The organism is Allobosea sp. NPDC003192 (genome assembly GCF_050275675.1).
In the GTDB taxonomy this organism is placed as follows: Bacteria; Pseudomonadota; Alphaproteobacteria; order Rhizobiales; family Beijerinckiaceae; genus Allobosea.
In genome coordinates, this window is record NZ_JBNNPK010000001.1 from 365,831 (window position 1) to 388,099 (window position 22,269).

Here is a 22,269-nt window from a genome sequence, read left to right on the forward strand (position 1 = left end):
AGAGCTACCGAGCGGCGATCAGAGACCTATCGCTATTATCAGACAATCTGTCAATCTGAGAGAGCACGGGCTCAGGCCGGCGTCGTCTCCTGATGTGCCAGCACGGCAAGAGCCACCCTCGCAGCCATGGCGATGTGTTGCTTGCAAGCCGCCTCGGCACGGTCTGGATCGCGGGCGACGATGGCGTCGAAAATCGCCCGGATTTCGGCGATGCTGTCGGCGAGCCGGCCGCCCTGCGTCATCGACGTTACCCGCAGCAGGGTGATGCGATTATGCAGCGTCGTCAGCGACTGCGTTACGAAGACATTGCCCGCGCCCTGCATCAGCACGGCATAGAAGCGCGTCTTCGCGGCAACGAGTGCCGCGCGATCGCTCCCCTGGGCGGCGGTCGCAAAGCTGTCGACGGCACGTCCGAGCTCGGCGATGGCGGCGTCACTGCCATGTTCTGCGAAGTTCCTGCCCGCAAAACCTTCGAGCAGCGCCCGCAGCTCATAGAGCTGGCGCGCCTCGTCATGGCTGATCGAGCTCACCTCCGGGCCACGGTGCGGAACCGTGACGACGAGCCCCTCCGCCTCAAGCTGTCTCAACGCTTCTCGGACGGATGTCCGCCCGACGCCGATCTGCTCGCAGAGCTCGCGCTCGACCAGGCGTTGCCCCGGCTTGAAATGCCCGGCAGCGATGGCGCTGCGAATCCTGTCCTCGACCAGGAGGCGGAGCGTCGCGGCCTGACGGGGAATCTGGAGATCGATCGTGCTCATTCACCACTCTTCGCGCCCGTCTGATCAGCAGTCAATCGGCACATGGGCACGGCCATCAATGACAGATTGTCTGATAGCAGGCAATATGATAACGACCCGCATAGCCATGAGCAGAGCCCATCTGCCGATCCTGGGAGGAAACATGCTTCGCCTTGCCAAACCGCTGCTCGCCCTGGGCTTGACCCTCGCCTCCTTCAGCAGCACGGCCCAAACCTATCCCACGCGGCCGATCACCATGATCGTCCCCTTTGCTCCGGGCGGCACGACCGACGTTCTCGCGCGCATCGTCGCCGAGGCGATGGGCCAGCAGCTCGGGCAGAACGTCATCGTTGAGAATGTCGGCGGCGCAGGCGGCAGGACGGGAACCGAGCGCGTCATCCGCGTCACGCCGGATGGATATACGATCCTGTTCGCCAATATGGGGCCGATGGCAGCAAGCAAGGCGTTGTTCAAGGACCAGCGCTACGATCCGCGCACCGACCTCGCGCCGATCGGCATCGTTTCGGATGTGCCCATGATCATCGCGGCAAGCAAGAAGAGCGGGGTCACGGATCTCAAAACCTTCCTCGGGCGGATGAAGGAGCAAGGCGACGCAGTCACATTTGGAACCGCTGGCTACGGCGCAACCTCAGATTTGGCGCCGAACCTGCTGCTGCACCTGACCAAGTTCAAGGCGACCATCGTCCCCTATCAGGGCGCTGGCCCGGCGATCCGCGATCTCACCGGCGGCTTCGTCGACGGCGTGATCGACCAGACTGCCACGCTCCTGCCGCTCGACCAGGGCGGTGCGGTCAAGGCGCTGGCCGTGTCCGGAGGCGCGCGCATCCCTCAGGCTCCAACCCTCCCCACCTTCGCAGAGGCCGGCCTGCCCGACTTCACCATGACGGTGTGGAACGCCATCGCCGCACCCCAGGCGACGCCGCCGGCGATCCTCGAGCGGCTCGTCGCCGCACTCGACGCCAGCCTCGACGGGCCGGTCGTGCAGAAGCGTTTCGAGGAGCTGGCAGTGCCGGTGCCGCCGAAAAGCGCCCGGGGCCCCAAGCCGTTGGCCGCGCTGGTATCGGTCGAAGTCGAACGCTGGGCCACCGTCTTCAAGGAAGCACAGGCCAAGCCCTGATCACTTCCGACGGGTGCGGCTTGTTCGCATTCTTCGGATTGTGTTGCCGGAGGGGCTTTTGACGCGCAATGCCAATACGCCTCGCCGAGATCGGCCAGACGGACAGGAAACGACGAGCCGCCCCGTTCAAGGTGCAGGCGATGGATCCTCTTACCGATAGAAGTTGTCGCCACTCCGCTCAAACAGGAGCAAGTGGCGACAACCGATCGTCGACCGGCAGAATCCATCAATGCAGAATAATCTGTAGATGGCCGCTATATACGCCCGTCAGCCGAATTCGCCGGCAGTCGTGTCGAATGAGGCATAGTGTTACCGCAACAAGAAACCTAAGTGGTTGATATGATTGAATCCTCTCTATTGGATTCTGGCCCTCTACTTCCGCAATCTGAGGCAAAGTACTTCCGCAGAACGGGGCTAAACACCGGCCTCTCGGCAAGGAAAAAGCCCGGCCTTCGAAAAGGTCGGGCCAACTTCCTAGAAAGCTGACGCAGTCAGAATGCGATCGGGATCTCTGATCGCAAATAGAATGTCGCAGCAGATTGACGTGGGTCGAACGCCGGCGGGATTCCTATCTCTGATAGTTGCCGCCTTAGCTTCAGCAGGCCAGACGTTGAGAGGTCTCCCGGAAGCGGACATTAGGTTGGGCTTCGATAGCGGTCCGTTCCTGACCGTGATACACCGCGCGCAAGCAGAAGCAGCGCCAACGCTGCGGTACCGGAAAGAGCAACCAGGACCCCCGTGCTAGCTGCCAGCCCCGCGCGCTCCATCATCATTGCGAATGCGAGCGGAGCGGCGGCGCGGATAGCCAGCCCCGGCGCGGACAGTTTGCCGAGCATTGCGCCGTAGCCGACTGGGCCAAAGAGCTGGAGCGGGACCGTTCCGCGCACGATCGAGCTCAAGCCCATGCTCACGCCATATGCGATAGCAAAAGGCCCGGCGAGCGCAGCCGTCCCGCCACCGAACACCAGCAGCGCGAACCCGAGCGGCATGAGAGCGCCGGAGACCCATGCCGTGGTCACCGGCGGCACATTGGTGCCGAACAGCATCTCGATGAGCCGCCCGGTCACCTGCGAGGGGCCGACCATGGCTCCGAATGTGACCGCCAGCGCCGCGCTGAAGCCGAAGCCTTGCAGCAGCGTCAGCATGTGAACCGACATGGCCGAGACGACGAAGCCCTGCAGCGAGAACGCGAGCGCCAGCAAGACAAACGCGCGTTGGCGGGCGGAGCCGGCGAGGTAGCCATCAGCGCTTGGCGCGTCGCCCGGATGGATCGGCTTGATCGCTCGAGCCGCCCGGCCGGGCGGCAACAGGAGGAGGTGCAGGGGCAGCGCCAGGACCACGTATCCGAGCGCATAGATCTGATAGATCGCGCGCCAATCGGCCTGCTCCAACAGGACGGTGGTGAGTGGCCAGAACAATGTCGAGGCGAAGCCGCCGATCAATGTCAGCTTGCTGATCGCCCTTCGGGCATTCGCGCCATGGGCTTGTGTGAGAGCTGTAAAGGCGGCGTCGTAGAGAACCAACGTCGATACGACCTCAAGGGCAATCATCGCCGCGTAATAGCTGACCAGCCCCTCCGCCTTGGACAGGGCGAAGAGCGACAGGCCCGCCAGCACGCAGCCGATGCTCATCATCGAGCGCGTGCCGTATTTGTCGATCAGGCGCCCAGCAAAGGGAGCGGCGAAGCCTCCGGCGAGCAGTCCAAGAGCAAAGCCGCCATAAGTCCATTCGGCAGCCCAGCCCAGGCTCCTGGTAATGCCTGGCGCGAGGACGGCGAACGCATAATACAGCGCGCCGTAGCCGGCGACCTGCGTAGCGCCAAGGGCAAGGATGAGCCCGATCCCCCCTTGGGAGACCGGGCTCGTGTCCGGATGGCCGGCAATCGTCATCGTGCTTGAACTGTCTCGTTCACCCTCGAAGGGCTACCACAGCCACAGCCCGCCTTGCCCTGCGTTTTGGCCGCGGCGTCTTCGACGCAGCAGGCATCGGAAGCCTCAGGAGTGGGACCGCCGCAGCACCCAATCGCGCTTTCGGGAGCGGTCGTGCACACGCCAGTTTCAGGCAGGACGAGCTCGACATGATCGGCAGCCGTCATGTCGCCAGCGATGGCCGCCACCACCGATCGAGCCTGCTCATAGCCGGTCAGCATGAGGAATGTCGGCGCGCGGCCATAGCTCTTGATGCCGATCGTGTAGAAGCCTGGCTCGGGATGGGAGAGCTCTCGGTGGCCATGCGGGGGCACCGAGCCGCAGGAATGCAAGTTGGGATCGATCATCGGCCCAAGAGCCTTGGTGCTCTCCAGCCATGGATCAAGCTCGACGCGCAGTTCGCGCGTCAATGTCAAATCCGGACGCTGGCCAGTGCAGACGACGATCTGATCGACGGAGGAAACCGAGCGAAGCCCGTCAGGCGTCTCGCCGTCGAGCGCGAGCTGCCCATCCGCCTCCCGCACAGCGGTCGCCGCGAAACCGGGGACGAGCTTGATGCCGCCCGCTTCGACAAGCTGTCGCAGCCTTTGTCCCAGATCCCCGCGCGCCGCGAGCTGGTCATTGGCGGCGCCATAGACGCGAGACAGGTTGTTGCTGCGCGTCAGCCAGATCGCCGCGGTCGTGGGTTCGGCGGTCGCGAGCTCAGCGAGATCGAGCAGCACGTTCGCTGCCGAATGGCCGGCGCCGACAACAACCGTCGTGCACCCGGCATAGCGTGCCCGGTCGCGGCCGAGCACGTCGGGGATGCTGTAGGCGATCCGGTCGGCAAAGGCGTCCTCGCCTTCCGCAGTGACGCCGCCTGCGCCGAGCGGGTTAGGCGATGTCCACGTGCCCGAAGCATCGATCACCGCCCGAGCAAGCTCGCGACGGACGCGCCCATCGCTGTCGACAATGGTGAGCAGGAAAGGGTGCAGTTCGCGGTCCCGGCTGACGACCTTGTCGATGCCGCGACGGCCGATGCCTCTCACGCGAGCTCCATACTCGATGACCGGGGCCAGTTCGGGCGTTCGGGAGAGCGGAGCAAGATATTCGCGGACGAGGTCTTCCCCAGTCGGATGGAGCGCTGCGTCCGGCGCCTGCCATCCAGCCTTTTCCAGAAGCAAGCGGGCTGCGGGATCGATATTGTACGCCCAGGGCGAGAACAGACGAACATGCCCCCAGTCGCGGATGCTCGCGCCCGCCTCGGCGCCGGCTTCGTAGACTTTAACGGCGAGGCCACGGCCGACCAGGTTAGCGGCGGCGGCAAGGCCGACTGGACCGCCGCCGATAACCGCAATCGGAAGCTCCATCATCACTGGCTCTCCTATCATTCTAGAAGGATCGAATTAGTGGGCAAAATAAAAAGGCTGCTCAGGCGGCCTGATTGGATCTCGAGCAGGCTTCATCGGCGCAGCATTCATCTGCAAGGAAGCCCAACAGGGCAGCCATGGCAGGATACTCGGCCCGGCAAATCAGGGTCGTGGCTTGCCGTTCTTGCGTGACCAAGCCGTTCTGCACGAGGCGCTGAAGGTGATGCGAGAGGGTCGATGCGGGAATGCCCAAACGCTCCTGCACCTGATTGACCGGCAAGCCGCTATGGCCGGCGCGGACGAGGACCCGATAGAGCTCAAGGCGCGTCGGATTGCCAAGCGCCTCAAGCTGTTTTGCTGCTTCTTCGACTTTCATGGAAATAAACTGCGCTTTTGCCGGGAGGCCGTCAAGCGCTATTTCGACAATCGCCGAATTACTCGGCCGCCTGCACTTTTCGGACGCCGCGTCCGCGCTCGTACCAGCCCTTCGAGCCGTTCACGATCCAAACCACGGTCAGCATGACGGGAACCTCGATCAGGACGCCGACGACTGTGGCGAGCGCTGCACCGGAGTTGAATCCGAACAGGCTGATCGCGGCTGCTACGGCGAGCTCAAAGAAGTTCGAGGCGCCGATCAGAGCGGACGGGCCGGCAACACAGTGCTGCTCCCCGGCAATCCGGTTCAGCAGATAGGCCAGCCCGGCATTGAAATAGACCTGGATCAGGATCGGTACCGCTAGGAGCGCGATGATCATCGGCTGCGCCAGAATCTGCTCGCCCTGGAAGCCGAAGAGCAGTACGAGCGTCGCGAGCAACGCCACCAGCGATACCTGGCCGAGCCGGCCGAGAAGGCGTTCCAGCGCTGCTTGGCCGCCGCTAGCCAGGATACGGCTGCGGACGAGCTGCGCGACGATCACCGGAATGACGATGTAGAGGACGACCGACAGGACCAGCGTTCCCCATGGCACGGTGATCGCCGACAAACCGAGCAGCAGACCGACGATCGGGGCGAAGGCCACGACCATGATCGCATCGTTCAGCGCGACCTGGCTCAGCGTGAAATGTGGCTCGCCCTTGGTCAGATTTGACCAGACGAAGACCATGGCCGTGCAAGGCGCGGCGGCGAGGATAATCAGACCGGCGATGTAGCTGTTGATCTGGTCGGCCGGCAGCCATGGGCGGAACAGCCAGGCGATGAAGATCCAGCCCAGCGCAGCCATTGAGAACGGCTTCACCGCCCAGTTGATGAAGAGCGTGACGCCGATGCCCCGCCAATGCCTGCCGACTTGTCCGAGCGCCGCGAAGTCGATTCTTAGCAGCATCGGGATGACCATCAGCCAGATCAGCACCGCCACCGGCAGGTTGACCTTGGCAATCTCGGCCGCGCCGATCGCCTGGAAGACGCCGGGCATGACATGGCCGAGCGCGATGCCGACAACGATGCACAGTGCGACCCAGACGGTGAGATAGCGTTCAAAGGTGGACATGAGCGCCTCAGCCCGGCTTCGCGCGCTGGGTCGCGCCTTCGAGCGCGCCGATCTGCCGAACTCGCTGCGACAGGGCCATCTGGTCAAGGCTGGCGACTGGCAGCGAGAGCAGGACGTTGATGCGATTGCGCAGGTAGCGCAGCGCGGTCACGAAGGCGCGCTCGCGCTCGATCTCGCTTCCCTCAACGTTCGAAGGGTCTTCGATCCCCCAATGCGCGGTGATCGGCTGGCCTGGCCAGTAAGGGCAGACTTCGCCGGCCGCCTGGTCGCAGACGGTGACGACCATGTCCATGACGGGCGCACCGGGCGCGGCGAACACATCCCAGGTCTTCGACGACAGGCCTGCGGTCGGAATGCCCTCCGCCTCAAGCACTTTAAGAGCCATCGGCTTTGGACCAGGGCCACCTTCGCTGCCAGCGGAGAAGGCATGAAAACGCCCTTCGCCAAGATGGTTCAGGAGTGCCTCGGCCATGATCGAGCGGGCCGAATTATGGGTACACAGAAACAGCACATTGTGGACGCGATCAGGCATCGGTCGTGACCTTCGGTGGGCAGCAGGGGGTGAGCTCGGCGAGCAGAGGGGCGCAGATCTCCGGACGACCGCCACAGCAATCCTTGAGGAGGAAGGCGACGACAGAACGCAGCTCATCGAGATCCGCCCGGTAGACGATCGAGCGGCTGAAGCGCTCGGAGCGCACGAGCCCGGCGCGGCTGAGGATGGCCAGATGCGAGGACATCGTGTTGTGCGGAACGTCCAGCCGCCGCGCGACTTCGCCGGCGGGCAAACCGTCGGGCTCGGCTGTTACCAGCAGACGAAACACGTCGAGACGGGTGCTCTGCGCCAACGCAGCGAGTGCGAGAATGACCTGTCCATTTTTCATATGTCGAGACTTATCGACATATTAAGGTCGACGCAAGTCGCTGGCCGCTGAACCCTCCCATTAGCTGCGGCGAGCTGCCGACCCCGTAGAGATTGAAATGAAGCAGCGCGCCAACTCCGGACGTTGGGTCAGTGCCCGCAAGCGGACATTCGCAGGCTGAATTTGGGGTAGATCGTTGCCAAAGTTCGACGTGTCCATGCCAGTAGAATCGTTAGGCAATCGTCCGTCTTAAGCGAAGCCTGCCACCTCGTGGGCCACGTAGAGCTCTTCTACCGCCTGAATATCAGCGTCCGATAGGCGCAGCGACAGCGCCGCCAATGCATCATCGAGCTGCACCATTTTCGTGACTCCGACGAGCGGAGAGGTGACGCCCTCCTTCTGAAGCAGCCAGGCGAGGGCCACCTGAGCGCGCGGGACGCCGCGCTGCTCGGCAATGTCCCCGACCCGCTCGACCACGGCGCGATCGGCGCTCTTGGCCTTCTCGTAGAAGCCCCTGCCGACCTCGTCCGTCGCAGCGCGCGCCGTTGCGGGCTCGTCCTGCCAGGGGCGCGTCAGACGGCCTCGAGCCAAGGGCGACCAGGGCACGACGCCGATGCCCTCGGAACGGCAAAGTGGCAGCATCTCCCGCTCCTCCTCTCGGTAGAGGAGATTGAGATGGTTCTGCATCGAGACGAACGGCGCCCAGCCATGCTGGTGCTGGAGGCCGAGCGCCTTCATGAACTGCCAGGCATGCATGGACGACGCACCGAGATAGCGAGCCTTGCCGGCTCGTACCACGTCGCTGAGCGCCTCCAGTGTCTCCTCGATCGGTGTCTCGTAGTCCCAGCGGTGGATTTGGTAGAGATCGACATAGTCGGTGCCGAGGCGCTTCAGGCTGGCATCGATCTCCGCGAAGATCGTCTTGCGCGACAGGCCCTGTCCGTTGGCATCGGGGCGCATGCGGCCATAGACCTTGGTGGCGATGACGACGGACTCACGCGATGTGAAGTCGCGGATGGCGCGGCCGAGCACCTCCTCGCTCGCGCCATCGGAATAGACATTCGCCGTGTCGAAGAAGTTGATGCCGGCTTCCAGCGCCTTGCGGATGAAGGGCCGCCCGTCCTCCTCATTCATCACCCAGCTATGGTTGCCGCGGTTCGGGTCGCCATAGCTCATGCAACCCAGGGCGATGCGTGAGACCTTCAGGCCTGTGCGGCCGAGATTGCGGTATTCCATGATGTCCTCGGAACGGATCAAAGACCGGTTCAGTCGGTGAAGATCGCACTGTCCATGAGCTTCGGATCGCGCGGGATGAGCGGCGCGAAGTCCATCCGCTCAAGGATGTCGCGGCGGATATCAACGCCGGGCGCGATCTCGCTCAGGACTAGGCCCTCCTGCGCGAGATGGAACACGGCCCGCTCCGTGACGAAGACCGCCTTATGGCCGCGTTTTAGCGCCTGCCTGCCGGAATAGGTGATCTGCTCGACCTTGCCGACAAGCTTTCGCACATGGCCGTGCTGCGCGATCGTCAGCTTGCCGCCGGCGACCTCCAGCTTGCTACCCTTGGTGTCGAAGGTGCCGCAGAACACGACTTTCTTGGCGTTCTGGGCAATATCCATGAAGCCGCCAGGACCGACGGTCAGGCCACCGAGCTTTGAGACATTGACGTCGCCCGCCTCGTCCAGCTCGCCGAAACCGAGAAAGGCGGTGTCGAGTCCACCTCCGGCGTAAAAGTCGAACTGCGAGGGCCCGTCGATCATGGCCGAGGCGCTGCGCGCGAAGCCAAAAAGCAGCCCGACGAGCAAAGAGCCGCCATAGGTGCCGTGCTCGATCGTTTGATAGTAGCGCTCGACCTCGCCGCGCTCGGCCACCATCTTGGCGACCCCCTCCCCTATGCCGACGCCGAAATTGATGACGTCGCCATCGGTCAGCTCCCGATAGGCGCGCCGCGCGATCAGCGAGCGAATGTTGAGCGGTTCCGGCGGGTCGAGGGGCGTGGGACCGCGGCGCTCGCCGGAGATCAGCGGATCGTAGGGCAGATCGTAGCTCATGCGCTGATCGGGGTCGACCACGACGGCATCGACGATGGCGCCGGGAACCCGGACGGATCGCGCCGGCAGCGAGTTGACGTCCACCGCCGTGCGGACCTGCGCGATGACGATGCCGCCCGAATTATGCGCCGCGAGGGCGGCGGCATAGACGTCGACATTCGCGGCCTCCTGATCGAGGCTGACATTGCCGTCGGCGTCGCCGAAGGAGCCGCGGATGATCGCGACATTGATCGGGAACGACTTGTACCAGAGCAGTTCCTGGCCACCGAGATTGACGACCTCGACCAGGTCCTCCTTGGCGGAGGCGTTCATCTTGCCGCCCTGGTGCCGCGGGTCGACGAAGGTGCCGAGGCCGACATGGGTGAACAGGCCGGGCCGCTGCCCGCCGATCTCGCGATAAAGCTGCATCACGCAGCCGCTCGGCAGCACATAGGCCTCGATCTTCTCGTCGCGCGCCATCTCCTGCATCTTTGGCGACCAGACCCAGTGGCCGCCGATGACGCGCTTGACCAGGCCCTCATGCGCGAAGTGGTTCATCCCCTCGCTCTTCTTGTCGCCGATCCCGAGCGCATGCAGCACGGTGAGGTTGCGCGGATATCCGGTCGAGAGGAAGCGGCGCGACACGGCCCGGAAGGTATGCGTTGCCTCCATCAGCCCGCCACCGCCACCGACGAGCGCAACGGTGTCGCCGTCCTTGATCAGTCCGACGGCCTGATCGGCGCTCATGAACTTGTCGCGAGCCATCACCGGGTCTCCGCCAAGGCGGCTTCCGGCTTGCGTGGCACCATCAGCCGGTGCTCGCCCTCCTGGACCACCTCGTCATGCTGGTTGAGGAGCTCGATGGCGATGATCAGGATGCCCATGTCGGCGCGGCTTTTCGGGATACGCATATCCGCGATGCGGAACTTCACCTGAAGCGTGTCGCCGATCCGGATCGGCTTTTTGAAGTTCCAGCTCCAGCCCAATGCGATGCCGTCGTGGAAGAAGCCTGACTGCACTTTCATGCCGTCGGTGAGCGACAAGCCCATCAGCCCATGGGCGATGCGACCGCCGAAGACCGTCGACTGGGCGTAGATCTCGTCCATGTGGATCGGGGAGAAATCGCCGGCGACGCCCGCATAGGCGAGGACATGACCCTCGGTGATGGTGACGCGTGGCGTAAGGCGTTCGTCGCCGATCTGGATCTCGTCGTAGAACTTGCCCGGAAGCATGATTCATTCCTTTGGAAAACAATGTCGGGGCAGACGCCGCCAGGCCGCCTGCGCGTCAGTGCAGGAGCTGCCCAAGGAAGGCCTGGGTGCGGGGGTTTTGCGGGTTCGCGAAGAACGGCTCCGGCTTGCCGCTCTCGATGATCTCGCCGCGGTCCATGAAGATCACGCGGTCAGCCACCATGCGGGCGAAGCCCATCTCGTGGGTCACGCAGAGCATGGTCATGCCGTCCTCGGCGAGGCCGACCATGGTGTCGAGCACCTCCTTGACCATCTCGGAGTCGAGCGCCGAGGTCGGCTCGTCGAACAGCATGATCTTCGGCGTCATGCAAAGTGCCCGTGCGATCGCGACCCGCTGCTGCTGGCCGCCGGAGAGCTGGGCTGGGTGTTTCTGCGCCTGGTCGGCGATCCGCACCCGCGCGAGGAAGCGCATCGCCAGCTCCTGCGCCTCTTGCCGCGATGTGCCGCGCACCTTCATCGGCGCCAGCATGCAGTTCTCCATCACTGTCAGATGGGGAAAGAGGTTGAACTGCTGGAACACCATGCCGACTTCGGCGCGCACGGCATCGATGTTCTTTTGCCCCGCGCCGAGATCGTAACCGTCGACGACGAGGCGTCCCTCCTGATAGCGCTCGAGGCTGTTGATGCAGCGGATCAGCGTCGACTTGCCCGAGCCGGACGGCCCGCAGATGACGATCCGCTCCCCGCGCGCAACCGTGAGCCCGATGTCCTTCAGGACCTGGAATGTGCCGAACCACTTCTGGAGAGCGTCGATCTCGACAATCAGAGCTTTGGCGGACAAGGGCGCGCGATTTTGCTGGTCAGACATGGATGTTCTCGTTCGGGAAAGGCAGGCGGCTCGCGCCGCCCGCGCGCAGCTCACTGCACCATCGAAACCGGGAGCGCGGCCTCGCCCTCGCCGGTCGTCGGCATCTGGCCGAGTTCGCCGCCGATCCACTTCTTGTAGAGTGCCGGCAGCTCGCCACTCGCCAGCTTACGGGCCACGAAATCGCTGAGATAATTCGCCCATTCGCGCGAAGCCGGCCGCACGGCGAAGGCGTTGTAGGCGCGCGCCACGACGAACTTCTGCTCGAACTTGCCCGGCCCAGCGACCTGAGCAAGGTTCGGGACCTGCGTTGCCGCGCCGCCGATCATGTCGACCTGTCCCGCAATCAGCGCCTGCACGGTCGCGGCGTCGTCGTCGAAGCGCTGGATCGTCGCTCCGGCCGGCGCCGCCTTGGTGATGGCGATATCCTGCGGCGTCCCGCGCGGAACGCCGACGCGCACGCCCTTCAGGTCGTTCCAGCCTTTGATGTCGACGCCGACCTTGCCGATATAGATCGTGTCGTTGGTGGTATAGGGTCGCGAGAACAGCACCACCTTCTGGCGATCGGCGAAGATGCCCATCACCGCCGCCAGTGCGTCGACCTGACCGGTCAGCAGCGCCGCGACGCGATTGCTTGATGTGACCGGGGTGACCTCGGCCTTAACGCCGAGATCCTTGGCCAGCATCTCGCCGAGCTCGATGTCGAAGCCGGTCAGCTTGCCGGAAGCGTCGCTGAAGCCCCAGGGCACCTGGGAGACCTGCGAGCCGATCTTGAGCACGCCTCCCTTCTTGATCGACTCGACGGTCTGGGCGGCAGCGGCACCGGCCAGAGCCGAAGCCGCGGCGAGGAGCATGGCCGATGCCAGCGCGGTGCGGCGGAACGATTGAACCCATGTCATTGATGTTTCCTCCGGTTGAGTATTGTCTGCGGGGTCGTCAGGTCTTCACGGCGAAGCGCTTCTCGAGGCGCATGCTCAGGCGTGAAAGCGGGAAGCAGAGGACGAAGTAGACGACCGCGGCGCAGCCATAGGCGAGCAGCGGCTTGTAGGTCGCACTGGCGATGATCTGGGCGGAGCGGGACAGTTCGACGAAGCCGATGATCGCGGCAAGCGAAGTGCCTTTGATGAGCTGCACCATGAAGCCGACGGTCGGCGCGACCGAGATCCGCATCGCCTGCGGCAGCACCACGTCGCGCATGCGGGAGGCGTAACCCAGGCCCAACGCATGGGCGGCTTCGGTCTGCCCGCGCGGCACCGCCTGGATGCTGCCGCGCCAGATCTCGCCCAGAAAGGCGCTGGCATGCAGCGTGAAGCCGATCGCGACCGCCACCCAGGGGTTCACCTTGTAGCCGAGCACCGGCAATCCGTAGAACACTAGGAAGAGCTGCAGCAGCAGCGGCGTTCCCTGGAAGAAATCGATGTAGAAGCCGGCGCAGCGCCGCAGCCAGGCGCGTTCCGAAGTACGCATCAGGGCGATAGCAAGCCCGACCACACCGCCACCGGCGAAAGCGATCAAGGAGAGGAGGATCGTCGCCTGCACGCCTGAGAGGATGGCGAGCGCTTCCGGCAGACCGAATTGCCTGATCATGCCGTCCTCACTTCACCGGATACGAGAAATAGAGGCGGTCGATCAGCTTGAACAACGTCGCGAAACCGAACGACATCGTCAGATAGAGGATCGTCGCGACGATGTAGATCTCGAAGCTGCGGAAGGTCAGCGTGTCGATCGACTGGGCGATCGAGGTCAATTCTTCCGCCGAGATCGACGAGACGATGCTGGTCGTCAGCAGCGTCAGCACGAACTGGCCCGACAGCGCCGGAAAGATGATCCGCAAGGCCGGCTTCAGGACGATGTAGCGGAAGATCTGTAATGGCTTGAGGCCGAGGGCGGCCCCGGCCTCGTACTGGCCGCGCGCGATCGCGTCGATGCCGCCACGGATGACTTCCGCCGCGAAGGCCCCGCAATTGAGGCTCAACGCCAGGATCGCGGCGCTCCAGGGCTGGAAGCTGATGCCGAGCGCCGGCAGGCCGAAAAAGATGAAGAAGACCTGCACCAGGAACGGCGTGTTCCGGATGATCTCGATATAGGTGCCGGCCGCGATCCGGGCTGCAGCAAAGCGGCTCTGCTTGGCGAGCGCGGTCAGGATGCCGATCACGAGCCCTGCCGAGATCGAGACAGCCGAGAGCAGGATCGTCAGCCAGCAACCGCGCAGCAACTGCTCCCAATAGGGAAGCAGGACCGAGAAATCGAACTGATAGGTCAAGGTTTCCTCCAGGCGCCCCGGTCTTCCGCCGGGGTCGTTGGTTCAGGGAATGCGGAAAAACTCCCGATAGAGCGGGATCTGCTCGCTCAGCATGGGAAGCCCCGGATGCGTGCCGAACCCGCGCGCGGCCGCTTCGCGCAGCAGCCGCGTCTCAGCCGGCTTCATGATGATGTCGGCGATGGTGGCTCCGGGGCGGAGCCCATCCAGCGCGAAGGGCAGTGGATCGCCGTCCCGCAAGCCCAACGGGGTCGCATTCACAACCATGTCGCTTGCCGGATCGGGGCCAGCCGCGGCCCGGGCAAGACCCGGCCAGCGCGTGTCGAGGCGCGCAGCAAGCGCTTCCGCTCGCGACGGATCGATATCGACGATCGCCAAGCCGGCTGCTCCGGCCTGCAGGACCGCGGCAGCAATCGAGACTCCCGCCCCTCCGGCGCCAATGAGGCTGAAGCGCTTGCCCGCGACGGGGCGATCGGCGCCAAGAAGGCCGCGTACGAAACCCTCGCCGTCGAAATTGTCCCCCGACCAGGATCCGTCGGCCTCGCGCCGCATCGCATTGACGGATCCGATCAGCCTTGCGGCATCGCCGAGGTGATCCGCATGGCGGCAGAGAGCAAGCTTGTGCGGCACCGTGACAAGGAAGCCGTCGAGGTTGCCGATCCGCTTCATCCCGTCGACGGCGGCATCGAGGTCACCCGGCGACACCTCCACCGGGACCAGCACCGCATCCACGCCGTGCTCGGCAAAAAGCCGGTTCATCATCGCCGGCGCCATCACCTGCGCGACCGGCGCACCCAGCACGGCAAAGAGGCGCGTCCGACCGGAGATGCCCAGCCCGGACGTGGCGCCACGGCACCTATCTGCGTCGTCAGCGGCTCGAAGCGTCGTTTCCACCCGATCCATCTCGCCCTAAAACTGGAATTGATTCCATAAAGATCATAATTCCATTCCGGTCAAGGCGAGTGACACAACGTTCCAATCTGAATAAGATCCAATTGGAATGGAGGGGTCATGGATCGAGCGATCGCGATCATCGAACTGTTGTCCCGCCACGCTGGGGGCCTGCCGCTGATGACGATCGCCGACACGCTGGCGATCCCGCGCAGCGCGACCCACCGGCTGCTCGCCGACCTCAAGGATGAAGGCTATATCCGCCAGGAATTCGATGGCGGGGCCTATCGGCTGACGGCAAAGATCGTGGCGCTGGGTTTCAGCTATCTGGCCGCGGCGGGAATGACCGCCAAGATCCAACCGCTTCTCGACCGGCTCGCGGACGGGACCGGCGAATTAGTGACGCTGGCGGTGATCCACGAGCAGAAGCTGATCCGCGTTGCGAAGGCGCAAGGAGCCCGTCGCGGCCTGCTCTACAATCCGGATGAAGGCGCCGAGGTCTATCTCGCGGCAACCTCGAACGGTCATGCCTGGCTCTCGTGCTTGGAAGAAGACGAGGTGCTGCAACTGGTGGCCAGACAGGGTCTGAAGCGTGAAGGGTACGGCCCCAACGCGCCACGGACCATGCGCGAGTTGCTCGGTTTCGTCGAAACGGCGCGTGAACTCGGCTATGCCAAGATCTTCGAGACCTACGAATCCGGAACTTCGGCTATTGCGATTGCAATCTTCGGGACGCGCTCAAACCGTCCCATCGGCACGATCAGCGTCGCAGGTCCAGTCATTCGCATGACCAGTGAAGCGATGGACCGCATACTGCCGTCGCTCCGCGAGACCGCGGAGGCGATAGCGAAGACCAGCGAAGCACTCCCAATATTCTCTGAGACGGCGCACTGACATGTCCAGCCGTATCCGTGCCTTGGGTATGCTCGAAACACTGGCGCAGTATCCAGATGGCTTAGCGCTGCGCGAACTCGCCGGTCTGTTGATGATCCCCCATGCTGCGGCCGAGCGGACGGTGCAGGGGCTGGTCGAGAGCGGCTTCGTGTTCCGCACGCCGGACGGCCAGGTGCGTCTCAGCGTCAAGCTTGCAGCGCTGGGTCTCGCCTATCTCGGAACCAGCGGAATTACCGATCTCGTCCAGCCGATTCTCGACGATCTCGCCAAGCGAACCGGGGAGTTGGTGAGGCTCGCGGTCGTTGAAAGCGACCATCTGACCTGGGTCGCCAAATCCCAGAGTGCACAAAGCGGCCTGTTCTACGTGCCCCATACCGAAACCGAGGTTTACCTCTCCGCTACCGCTAATGGGCAAGCTTGGTTGGCAAGTCTCGGCGACGAGCAGGTCCGGGCTGTGGTGAAGAAGCAAGGCCTTCACCGGCCGGGTTTGGGCCCCAATGCTCCAACAACGATCGAGCAACTGCTCGATCAGATCGAGCAGACGCGCAAGCTCGGATACGCATGCGTCACCGAGGCCTATGAGATCGGCACCTCTGCTATGGCCACTGCTATTCGCAAGCGCGGGGTTGGCCCGCCGGTCGGAACCATCAGCATCGCAGGTCCGACGATACGCATGAGCCGGGAACGGATGTCTGAAATAGCTCCCTGGCTACAGGCGAGTGCGAATGAACTGGGAGCGGCGGCGGCTTCATCGCCCTTGTTCAGCTTGAACTAGCTCTGCCGTCCGAGCGCTCACTCCCAATGAGGAACGGCTCGAGGGCCACCTGGGCGATGAGATGCTCAACGAGACGGTCTTATCCTTGTTTCGTGCCTGCGGTGTGACTGTACGCGGGCGGTTTGCAGCTATTCGGTTTTGAATTGGCGCGCTATGGCCTCGGTGCCTCTTGCCAGGATGCCGACGTCGATCGCGACGGCGGTGAAGAGGGTACCGATCTCGATGCAGCGCCGGGCGAAGGCCGTGTCCGGCGTCAGGATGCCCGCAGGCTTCCCAATCGTCTGAATCCGGCGGATCGCATCCTCGACGGCGGCGATGACCTCCGGATGTCCGGGCTCGCCGACATGGCCTAGGCTCGCGGCAAGGTCCGCCGGCCCGATGAACACCCCGTCGACACCCTCGACCGAGGCGATCTCCTCAAGCCGATCGAGCGCTTCACCGGTCTCGACCTGGACGAGCAGGCAGAGCTCCTCCGCGGCTTTCCTGGCATAGCCGGCGACCCGGCCGAAGCGCGTCGCGCGCGTCAGGCCGGAGACGCCGCGAACCCCTTCGGGCGCGTAGCGAATCGCGGCGATGGCGGCGCGCGCCTCCTCCGCATTCTGCACATAGGGGATCAGCAACGTCTGCGCGCCGAGATCGAGAAAGCGCTTGATCAGGACGGTGTCGTTGCTGGCGGGCCTGACCACTGCCGAGACGTCATAGGGCGCGACGGCCTGGAGTTGGCCTAGGACCGTTAGCGGATCGCCGGGGGAGTGCTCTGTGTCGAAGAGCAGCCAGTCATAGCCCGAGCCGGCCACGGCTTCCGCGGCATAGCTGCCCGGCAGACTGCACCACAGGCCGATTTGCTGGCGGCCTTCGCGAAGGGCGCGCTTGAAGCGGTTTTCCGGCAGGTTCACCGCAGCGCCTCAGATGAATGACACGCCGATGGCGCCGAGCGGGCCGTAATCGGCATGGATGACGTCGCCTTTCTTGATGTCGACGGGCCGGGTGAAGGAGCCGCCGAGCACGATCTGGCCTTTCTTCAAGCCCGCCCCGACGTCGTGCAGCTTGTTGACCAGCCAGGCGATGCCCGCTGCGGGATGTCCCATGATGGCTGCCGAGACGCCCGATTCCTCGATGATGCCGTTCTGCGACAGCGTCGCGCCGATCCAGCGCACGTCGACATCGAAGGGCCGGATCGTGCGGCCGCCGAGAACGATGGCGCCGAAGGCGGCGTTGTCGGCGATCGTGTCGACGATGGCCCGCGGAACCTCGGTGCGGTAGTCGATGATTTCCAGCGCCGGAACGACGAATTCCGTCGCGCGCATCACATCGTGGACCCGGCAGGCCGGGCCGGAGAGGTCTTCGCCCATGATGAAGGCGAGTTCGACCTCGAGCCGGGGCTTGATGAAGCTGTCGGCCTTGATCCGGGCGCCGTCATTGTAGAGCGCGTCGTCGAGGATGCGGCCATAGTCCGGCTCGGTGATCTTCGAAGCCATCTGCATGGCGCGCGAGGTCAGGCCGATCTTGTGCCCGGCCAGCCGGGCGCCATTGGCGATCCGGGCCTCGGCCCAGAGATCCTGAACGCGATAGGCGTCGGCGATCTCCATATTAGGAAAGGTCTTTGAAAGCTGTGGGCACGGCACCCGCTCGCGCTCGGCCTTCAGGATGGCTTCGGCGGCCTTGCGGTGGTCTTCTTCGGTCAACACGACGCGCTTCCTTCCGACTTCGATGGCGGACTTACTTGATCGGTGGCCGGGGCAGCACGGCCTCGCCCGGCTCCATGACGTAGGTGTAGTCGAGCGAATACCAGGGAGCGCTGACGCGGGGCTCGACAGGGTGGGGCTCGTCATGGCGGACGAAGTCGCCGAGCAGCGCCTTGGTCACGCCGAACTGGACGTCCGACCCGATGTGGGAATCGTTGGAGTCGTAGACCTGCGAGATCAGGACCTTGAAGCCCGGCTTGAAGATCAGCGCATGCAGATGGGCCGGCCGCATGGGATGGCGATCCTGTGCCTTCAGCAGGCGGCCGACCACGCCATCCGTCGGAATGGGATAGCCGACCATCATCACCGAGCTGAACCAGAAGCGGCCATCGGCGTCGGTGGTGAATTTGCCGCGCAGGTTCATCTCGGCCTGCTCGGGATCCTGGTTTTCGTAGAGCCCCACAGGCGAGGCGTGCCAGACATCGACCTCGGCGCCCGCGATCGGCCGGCCGGCGCCATCGACGACCCGAGCGCTGACGAACAATGGGTCCCCGGCGGTGTCCGATCTAACGATCGTGCCACCATTTGCCACCCGCGGAGAATTCAGCCGCCAGAACGGACCCAACAGGGACTGCGATGTCTCCGTGTTGCCGCCATCGCCATTGTTGAGCAGGCAGACGAGAGAGGAAACGCCGAGCGAGCCGGACATCAGGACAAATTCGTTGTGGGTGTCGGATGCGAGCGCGCCGATCTCGTTCAGCATGGCCGTCGCGTCACGGAATTCGGCCTCGGTGAGGCGGACGTCGCGGATGAAGCCGTGCAGATGCGTCACCAGCGAAACCATGATCTCGCGCATCCGCGGATTCTGCGTTCGCTTCATGACCTCAAGGACGGCCGGCGTAACGTCCTGCTGTCGCTCGATAAGCATGCCTCATCTCCCCTGGCACTTTTCTGCAGGCGGCTGCGGCTTATCAGAAATAATCGATGATCTGTCAATCCTTGGCGCCCAAAGAGACGGCACTCCACCTCAGAAATCTTATCATCATATTGAAATATCATACTTTTATGCAGATTTACGGACAAGCCAGAGGCAGAGTTGACTTAAGATAATCGTTTATTTAAGAGCTGCGGAGTGACATGGCGTGCGAGGTTCCCGCAGTGACTGCTGACGGTGCTCCCAAGAGAACAGTGTCGGAGGCTCGCGCTGCGGCCGCGCTGAACGCCGGAGCGGATGGCGCGGGGGCTTGGCAGAGTGCGCTTGTCGACGACGGCAAGAACACCATCGCAAGCCAGCTGGTCGAGCGTCTGCGCGAAGCGATCGTTTCGGGCCAGCTAGAGGCCGGCGCCAAGATCAATCTCGACAGGGCTCGCGAGATTTTCGCGGTATCCCTGAGTCCGCTGCGGGAGGCTCTCGCCCGGCTCATTCCGGACGGTCTGGTCATCTTCGAAGACAATCGCGGCTATCGCGTCGCGCCGGTGTCGGTGGCGGATCTTCGCGAGATCACGAGGCTGCGCGAAGAGTTCGAGACGCTGGCCTTGCGTCAGGCGACGTCGGTTGCGCCTCCCGAGTGGGAAGGCGACGTGATGAGGGCCCTCCATAGGCTGAACACCGCCGAACGAAATCCGGCGGATCCGGCGACACTCGAGCGCTGGGAGGCGCTACATCGGGAGTTCCATCTCACATTGCTCGCTGGCTGCCAGATGCCGCTCCTGCTGGGCTTCTGCCGAACCCTTCTCAACCTCAACGACCGTTATCGCCGCAGCTTTCTCGTTCGCACATCCGGCGATCGTAACGTCAGCATGGAGCACAGCGAGATCGCGCAAGGCGCGGTGGCGCGCGACGCCGATTTCGCCTGCGAGCGCCTACGGGAGCACATCCATCGCACCGGGAGCAATCTGGCCGCGCATCTCTCGGACAGGATAGCGCCGTGAGCCGGACATCGCCGCCCCTGGGTATCGCGCATTTCTCCTGCATCGAGATGCGTCCGGCCGATTTCGTCGATTTGGCTGGGCAGGTCGGATATGCGTCTGTCGGCCTGCGGCTCCATCCAGCCTTCCCGGGAGCGCCATTCTACACGCTGGCGCCAGGCAGTGCGGAGATGCATCAAACCAAGGCCGCCCTTCGGCAGGCCGGGATCGGCGTCTATGACATCGAGTTCGTCGTGGTCGACGGTGCATTCTCGCCGACGGATCTCTCGGCCGTCTTGGACTCTGCGGCGGAGCTCGGTGCGCGCCGATTAAGCGTTTGCGGTGATGACCCGGACGATGGTCGCTTCGTCGCAAACCTCTCGGCCTTGGCTGAATTGGCGGCCGCTGCCGGCATTGCAGTCGATCTGGAAATCATGCCGTGGCGGCAGATTGGAACGCTCGACGCCGCAGTCAGGGCTGTCGCCGCGACAAGAATGACGAATGTCGGCGTGCTCGTCGACGCGCTGCATTTGGCGCGCTCGGGCAGCAGTCTGAGAGATTTGTCCGGCCTGCCGCCGAGCATGATCCGCAGCGTTCAGCTTTGCGATGCGCACGCCGGGCGCCCCCAGGACACTGCGGCGCTGATTGCCGAGGCACGTGGCGGACGGTTGCTCCCCGGGCTCGGAGCTTTGCCGCTCGGCGACCTCCTCAGCGTCATTCCGCAGGACGCCGTGATCTCGGTCGAAGTCCCGAAGGGCGCTGAAACCGACGAAGCTCATCTGCGGGCGCTCTTCGACGCCACAACCAGGATACTCCGCACGAGAATGTCCGCGACGTAACCCGCCCGCCCTGCGCGGCGCTCACTGAAATCACCGGACCGATCCTTCAGAAGATTGGCCGTCCCGGGAGAGGTTATGAACTACACGTTCGATTTCACGCCTGTGATCGAAGGCATGCCAGCCTTGCTCATGGCGTGCCTGGGGACTTTCGGCCTCGCTTTGGGTGGGATGGCGCTCGCCATCGTCATCGGCGTCGGTGGCGTGATCCTGCGCGACTCGAAGATCGCTCCAGTGCGCTGGTTGGTAAAGGGTTTCGTCGAGCTGATCCGCAACACGCCCTTCCTGGTCCAGATCTACTTCATCTATTTCGCGCTGCCGCTGATCGGCGTGAAGCTCGACCCGACGCCGACCGCGATCATCGCGCTCGGCATCAATGGCGGCGCCTATGCCATCGAGATCATTCGCGGCGGTGTGCAGTCGATCAGCAAGGGTCAGATCGAGGCGGGCCTCGCACTCGGCCTGCACAAGGCCCAGGTCTTCCGGTTGATCGTGCTGAAGCCGGCCTTGCGCGCAATTTTTCCCTCGCTCACCAGTCAGTTCGTTCTGCTGACGCTGACGACCAGTATCGCCTCGGCGATCTCGGCCTATGAACTGACCTCGGTGGCGCAGCGGATCGAGTCCGACAGTTTCCGCTCCTTCGAGGTCTACGGCACGATCACGCTGTTCTACCTAGTGATCTCCTGGGTGATGATGCGCTTCTTCGCGCTGATCTCGACCCGCTACTTCAGCTATCCGGTGAAGTGAGGGCGCGATGGGAGCTAACGAATTCCTCTTCCTGCTCACCGGTCTGAAATGGACCGTGCTGCTTTCCATCGTCGGCTTCATCGGCGGGGGCGTATTCGGGCTCGCCATCGCGCTGATGCGGGTCTCGGGACGGCCGCTGCTCGAGCGGATCACGGCCGGCTATATCGCGCTGTTCCAGGGCACGCCGCTGCTGATGCAACTCTTCGTGGTCTATTACGGACTGGCCCTGGTCGGCCTCAAGTTCGACGCCTGGGTCGCCGTCGCGATCGGCTTCACGCTGCATGCCAGCGCCTATCTCGGCGAGATCTGGCGCGGCTCGATCGAGGCCGTGCCGAAGGGGCAGACCGAAGCGGCCAAGGCCCTGAGTCTGCACTATGCCTCGCGGATGCGGGACGTGATCCTGCCGCAGGCGATCCGCATCTCGCTACCGGCGACGATCGGCTTCCTGGTCCAGCTGATCAAGGGCACCTCGCTCGCCGCCATCGTCGGCTTCACTGAGCTGACCCGGGCCGGCAACATCGTCTCCAACCAGATCTTCCAGCCGCTCCTCGTCTTCGGGATCGTCGGCGCCCTCTACTTCCTGCTGTGCTGGCCGCTCTCGCTCTACGGCTCGCATCTGGAGCGCCGCATGGCCATTGCCGCGCGCTGAGCAGCCCTCCTTCACCGCCTGCCCGTCAACAACGACAAAG

The 22,269-nt window shown here is 64.0% G+C and carries 25 protein-coding genes; 7 read left to right on the plus strand and 18 right to left on the minus strand.

Annotated elements, in window-relative coordinates; all coding sequences use genetic code 11:
• Positions 1–71: 71 nt before the first annotated feature.
• The gene (locus tag ACQKLX_RS01665; RefSeq protein ID WP_427358907.1) at positions 72–758 is read right to left on the minus strand and encodes a GntR family transcriptional regulator; all 687 of its coding nucleotides are present in this window, start codon (positions 756–758) and stop codon (positions 72–74) included.
• 85 nt (positions 759–843) lie between these two features.
• Here ACQKLX_RS01665 and ACQKLX_RS01670 point away from each other — a divergent pair, with 85 nt between their 5' ends.
• On the plus strand, positions 844–1,875 hold the full coding sequence (locus ACQKLX_RS01670) for a Bug family tripartite tricarboxylate transporter substrate binding protein (RefSeq protein WP_427358908.1): 1,032 nt from the start codon (positions 844–846) through the stop codon (positions 1,873–1,875).
• A gap of 635 nt (positions 1,876–2,510) precedes the next feature.
• On the opposite strand, the gene ACQKLX_RS01675 is transcribed toward ACQKLX_RS01670, so the two are convergent.
• The 14 genes from ACQKLX_RS01675 to ACQKLX_RS01740 form a co-directional block, all read right to left on the minus strand.
• Positions 2,511–3,764, minus strand: coding sequence for an MFS transporter (locus ACQKLX_RS01675; RefSeq protein WP_427358910.1), 1,254 nt, complete (start codon positions 3,762–3,764; stop codon positions 2,511–2,513).
• On the minus strand, positions 3,761–5,155 hold the full coding sequence (locus tag ACQKLX_RS01680; RefSeq protein WP_427358911.1) for an FAD-dependent oxidoreductase: 1,395 nt from the start codon (positions 5,153–5,155) through the stop codon (positions 3,761–3,763). Before ACQKLX_RS01680 ends, ACQKLX_RS01675 begins: the two co-directional genes overlap by 4 nt.
• A 58-nt stretch (positions 5,156–5,213) precedes the next feature.
• Entirely contained in the window at positions 5,214–5,528 is a 315-nt protein-coding gene (locus ACQKLX_RS01685; RefSeq protein ID WP_427358913.1) for an ArsR/SmtB family transcription factor, read from the minus strand.
• Positions 5,529–5,586: 58 nt separating this feature from the next.
• A complete protein-coding gene (gene arsB, locus ACQKLX_RS01690) occupies positions 5,587–6,639 on the minus strand; it encodes an ACR3 family arsenite efflux transporter (RefSeq protein WP_427358914.1) in 1,053 nt (350 codons plus the stop codon).
• A 7-nt stretch (positions 6,640–6,646) separates the two neighbouring features.
• Positions 6,647–7,171 (minus strand): arsenate reductase ArsC, encoded by a 525-nt coding sequence (locus tag ACQKLX_RS01695; RefSeq protein ID WP_427358915.1) that lies wholly within the window; start codon positions 7,169–7,171, stop codon positions 6,647–6,649.
• A complete protein-coding gene (locus tag ACQKLX_RS01700; protein ID WP_427358917.1) occupies positions 7,164–7,520 on the minus strand; it encodes an ArsR/SmtB family transcription factor in 357 nt (118 codons plus the stop codon). The genes ACQKLX_RS01695 and ACQKLX_RS01700 overlap by 8 nt, the downstream gene beginning before the upstream one ends.
• Positions 7,521–7,748: 228 nt before the next feature.
• Positions 7,749–8,735, minus strand: coding sequence for an aldo/keto reductase (locus ACQKLX_RS01705; protein WP_427358919.1), 987 nt, complete (start codon positions 8,733–8,735; stop codon positions 7,749–7,751).
• Between the two features lie 29 nt (positions 8,736–8,764).
• The gene (locus tag ACQKLX_RS01710; protein ID WP_427358921.1) at positions 8,765–10,294 is read right to left on the minus strand and encodes an acyl CoA:acetate/3-ketoacid CoA transferase; all 1,530 of its coding nucleotides are present in this window, start codon (positions 10,292–10,294) and stop codon (positions 8,765–8,767) included.
• Entirely contained in the window at positions 10,294–10,761 is a 468-nt protein-coding gene (locus ACQKLX_RS01715; protein ID WP_427358923.1) for a MaoC family dehydratase, read from the minus strand. The genes ACQKLX_RS01710 and ACQKLX_RS01715 overlap by 1 nt, the downstream gene beginning before the upstream one ends.
• Before the next feature lie 55 nt (positions 10,762–10,816).
• Positions 10,817–11,587, minus strand: coding sequence for an amino acid ABC transporter ATP-binding protein (locus ACQKLX_RS01720; protein WP_427358924.1), 771 nt, complete (start codon positions 11,585–11,587; stop codon positions 10,817–10,819).
• Between the two features lie 50 nt (positions 11,588–11,637).
• Positions 11,638–12,483: a transporter substrate-binding domain-containing protein gene (locus ACQKLX_RS01725; RefSeq protein WP_427358926.1), complete on the minus strand. Its 846-nt coding sequence runs from the start codon at positions 12,481–12,483 to the stop codon at positions 11,638–11,640.
• Between the two features lie 37 nt (positions 12,484–12,520).
• Entirely contained in the window at positions 12,521–13,171 is a 651-nt protein-coding gene (locus ACQKLX_RS01730; RefSeq protein ID WP_427358927.1) for an amino acid ABC transporter permease, read from the minus strand.
• A 7-nt stretch (positions 13,172–13,178) separates the two neighbouring features.
• Positions 13,179–13,847: an amino acid ABC transporter permease gene (locus tag ACQKLX_RS01735; RefSeq protein WP_427358929.1), complete on the minus strand. Its 669-nt coding sequence runs from the start codon at positions 13,845–13,847 to the stop codon at positions 13,179–13,181.
• Positions 13,848–13,889: 42 nt separating this feature from the next.
• Positions 13,890–14,738: a shikimate dehydrogenase family protein gene (locus ACQKLX_RS01740; RefSeq protein ID WP_427358930.1), complete on the minus strand. Its 849-nt coding sequence runs from the start codon at positions 14,736–14,738 to the stop codon at positions 13,890–13,892.
• Between the two features lie 117 nt (positions 14,739–14,855).
• On the opposite strand from ACQKLX_RS01740, the gene ACQKLX_RS01745 reads away from it, so the two are divergent.
• Together ACQKLX_RS01745 and ACQKLX_RS01750 are read left to right on the plus strand one after the other, a co-directional pair.
• Positions 14,856–15,629, plus strand: a complete 774-nt coding sequence (locus tag ACQKLX_RS01745) for an IclR family transcriptional regulator (RefSeq protein WP_427358932.1) — start codon at positions 14,856–14,858, stop codon at positions 15,627–15,629.
• Between the two features lies 1 nt (position 15,630).
• Positions 15,631–16,404 (plus strand): IclR family transcriptional regulator, encoded by a 774-nt coding sequence (locus ACQKLX_RS01750; protein WP_427358934.1) that lies wholly within the window; start codon positions 15,631–15,633, stop codon positions 16,402–16,404.
• A gap of 128 nt (positions 16,405–16,532) precedes the next feature.
• On the opposite strand, the gene hpaI is transcribed toward ACQKLX_RS01750, so the two are convergent.
• The 3 genes from hpaI to ACQKLX_RS01765 are packed head-to-tail and all read right to left on the minus strand — an operon-like array spanning position 16,533 to position 19,017.
• A complete protein-coding gene (hpaI, locus tag ACQKLX_RS01755; RefSeq protein WP_427358936.1) occupies positions 16,533–17,300 on the minus strand; it encodes a 4-hydroxy-2-oxoheptanedioate aldolase in 768 nt (255 codons plus the stop codon).
• A gap of 9 nt (positions 17,301–17,309) precedes the next feature.
• Entirely contained in the window at positions 17,310–18,092 is a 783-nt protein-coding gene (gene hpaH, locus ACQKLX_RS01760; RefSeq protein WP_427358938.1) for a 2-oxo-hept-4-ene-1,7-dioate hydratase, read from the minus strand.
• 31 nt (positions 18,093–18,123) lie between these two features.
• The gene (locus tag ACQKLX_RS01765; protein WP_427358940.1) at positions 18,124–19,017 is read right to left on the minus strand and encodes a dioxygenase family protein; all 894 of its coding nucleotides are present in this window, start codon (positions 19,015–19,017) and stop codon (positions 18,124–18,126) included.
• Positions 19,018–19,304: 287 nt separating this feature from the next.
• Between ACQKLX_RS01765 and ACQKLX_RS01770 the strand changes: the two genes are divergently transcribed.
• From ACQKLX_RS01770 to ACQKLX_RS01785, 4 genes are all read left to right on the plus strand, one after another.
• Positions 19,305–20,021 (plus strand): GntR family transcriptional regulator, encoded by a 717-nt coding sequence (locus tag ACQKLX_RS01770; RefSeq protein WP_427359264.1) that lies wholly within the window; start codon positions 19,305–19,307, stop codon positions 20,019–20,021.
• Positions 20,018–20,836 carry a TIM barrel protein gene (locus ACQKLX_RS01775; protein ID WP_427358942.1) on the plus strand — a complete coding sequence of 273 codons (819 nt, stop codon included), beginning with the start codon at positions 20,018–20,020 and terminating at the stop codon, positions 20,834–20,836. Before ACQKLX_RS01770 ends, ACQKLX_RS01775 begins: the two co-directional genes overlap by 4 nt.
• Before the next feature lie 75 nt (positions 20,837–20,911).
• Positions 20,912–21,580 (plus strand): amino acid ABC transporter permease, encoded by a 669-nt coding sequence (locus tag ACQKLX_RS01780; protein WP_427358944.1) that lies wholly within the window; start codon positions 20,912–20,914, stop codon positions 21,578–21,580.
• 7 nt (positions 21,581–21,587) lie between these two features.
• The gene (locus ACQKLX_RS01785) at positions 21,588–22,229 is read left to right on the plus strand and encodes an amino acid ABC transporter permease (RefSeq protein WP_427358946.1); all 642 of its coding nucleotides are present in this window, start codon (positions 21,588–21,590) and stop codon (positions 22,227–22,229) included.
• The last annotated feature ends 40 nt before the right edge of the window (positions 22,230–22,269 follow it).

Coding starts and splice junctions, on each gene's coding strand:
- ACQKLX_RS01665 (WP_427358907.1), bottom strand. CDS start 758: ATGAGCACGATCGATCTCCAGATTCCCCGTCAGGCCGCGACGCTCCGC.
- ACQKLX_RS01670 (WP_427358908.1), top strand. CDS start 844: ATGATAACGACCCGCATAGCCATGAGCAGAGCCCATCTGCCGATCCTG.
- ACQKLX_RS01675 (WP_427358910.1), bottom strand. CDS start 3,764: ATGACGATTGCCGGCCATCCGGACACGAGCCCGGTCTCCCAAGGGGGG.
- ACQKLX_RS01680 (WP_427358911.1), bottom strand. CDS start 5,155: ATGATGGAGCTTCCGATTGCGGTTATCGGCGGCGGTCCAGTCGGCCTT.
- ACQKLX_RS01685 (WP_427358913.1), bottom strand. CDS start 5,528: ATGAAAGTCGAAGAAGCAGCAAAACAGCTTGAGGCGCTTGGCAATCCG.
- arsB (WP_427358914.1), bottom strand. CDS start 6,639: ATGTCCACCTTTGAACGCTATCTCACCGTCTGGGTCGCACTGTGCATC.
- ACQKLX_RS01695 (WP_427358915.1), bottom strand. CDS start 7,171: ATGCCTGATCGCGTCCACAATGTGCTGTTTCTGTGTACCCATAATTCG.
- ACQKLX_RS01700 (WP_427358917.1), bottom strand. CDS start 7,520: ATGAAAAATGGACAGGTCATTCTCGCACTCGCTGCGTTGGCGCAGAGC.
- ACQKLX_RS01705 (WP_427358919.1), bottom strand. CDS start 8,735: ATGGAATACCGCAATCTCGGCCGCACAGGCCTGAAGGTCTCACGCATC.
- ACQKLX_RS01710 (WP_427358921.1), bottom strand. CDS start 10,294: ATGGCTCGCGACAAGTTCATGAGCGCCGATCAGGCCGTCGGACTGATC.
- ACQKLX_RS01715 (WP_427358923.1), bottom strand. CDS start 10,761: ATGCTTCCGGGCAAGTTCTACGACGAGATCCAGATCGGCGACGAACGC.
- ACQKLX_RS01720 (WP_427358924.1), bottom strand. CDS start 11,587: ATGTCTGACCAGCAAAATCGCGCGCCCTTGTCCGCCAAAGCTCTGATT.
- ACQKLX_RS01725 (WP_427358926.1), bottom strand. CDS start 12,483: ATGACATGGGTTCAATCGTTCCGCCGCACCGCGCTGGCATCGGCCATG.
- ACQKLX_RS01730 (WP_427358927.1), bottom strand. CDS start 13,171: ATGATCAGGCAATTCGGTCTGCCGGAAGCGCTCGCCATCCTCTCAGGC.
- ACQKLX_RS01745 (WP_427358932.1), top strand. CDS start 14,856: ATGGATCGAGCGATCGCGATCATCGAACTGTTGTCCCGCCACGCTGGG.
- ACQKLX_RS01750 (WP_427358934.1), top strand. CDS start 15,631: ATGTCCAGCCGTATCCGTGCCTTGGGTATGCTCGAAACACTGGCGCAG.
- ACQKLX_RS01765 (WP_427358940.1), bottom strand. CDS start 19,017: ATGCTTATCGAGCGACAGCAGGACGTTACGCCGGCCGTCCTTGAGGTC.
- ACQKLX_RS01780 (WP_427358944.1), top strand. CDS start 20,912: ATGAACTACACGTTCGATTTCACGCCTGTGATCGAAGGCATGCCAGCC.
- ACQKLX_RS01785 (WP_427358946.1), top strand. CDS start 21,588: ATGGGAGCTAACGAATTCCTCTTCCTGCTCACCGGTCTGAAATGGACC.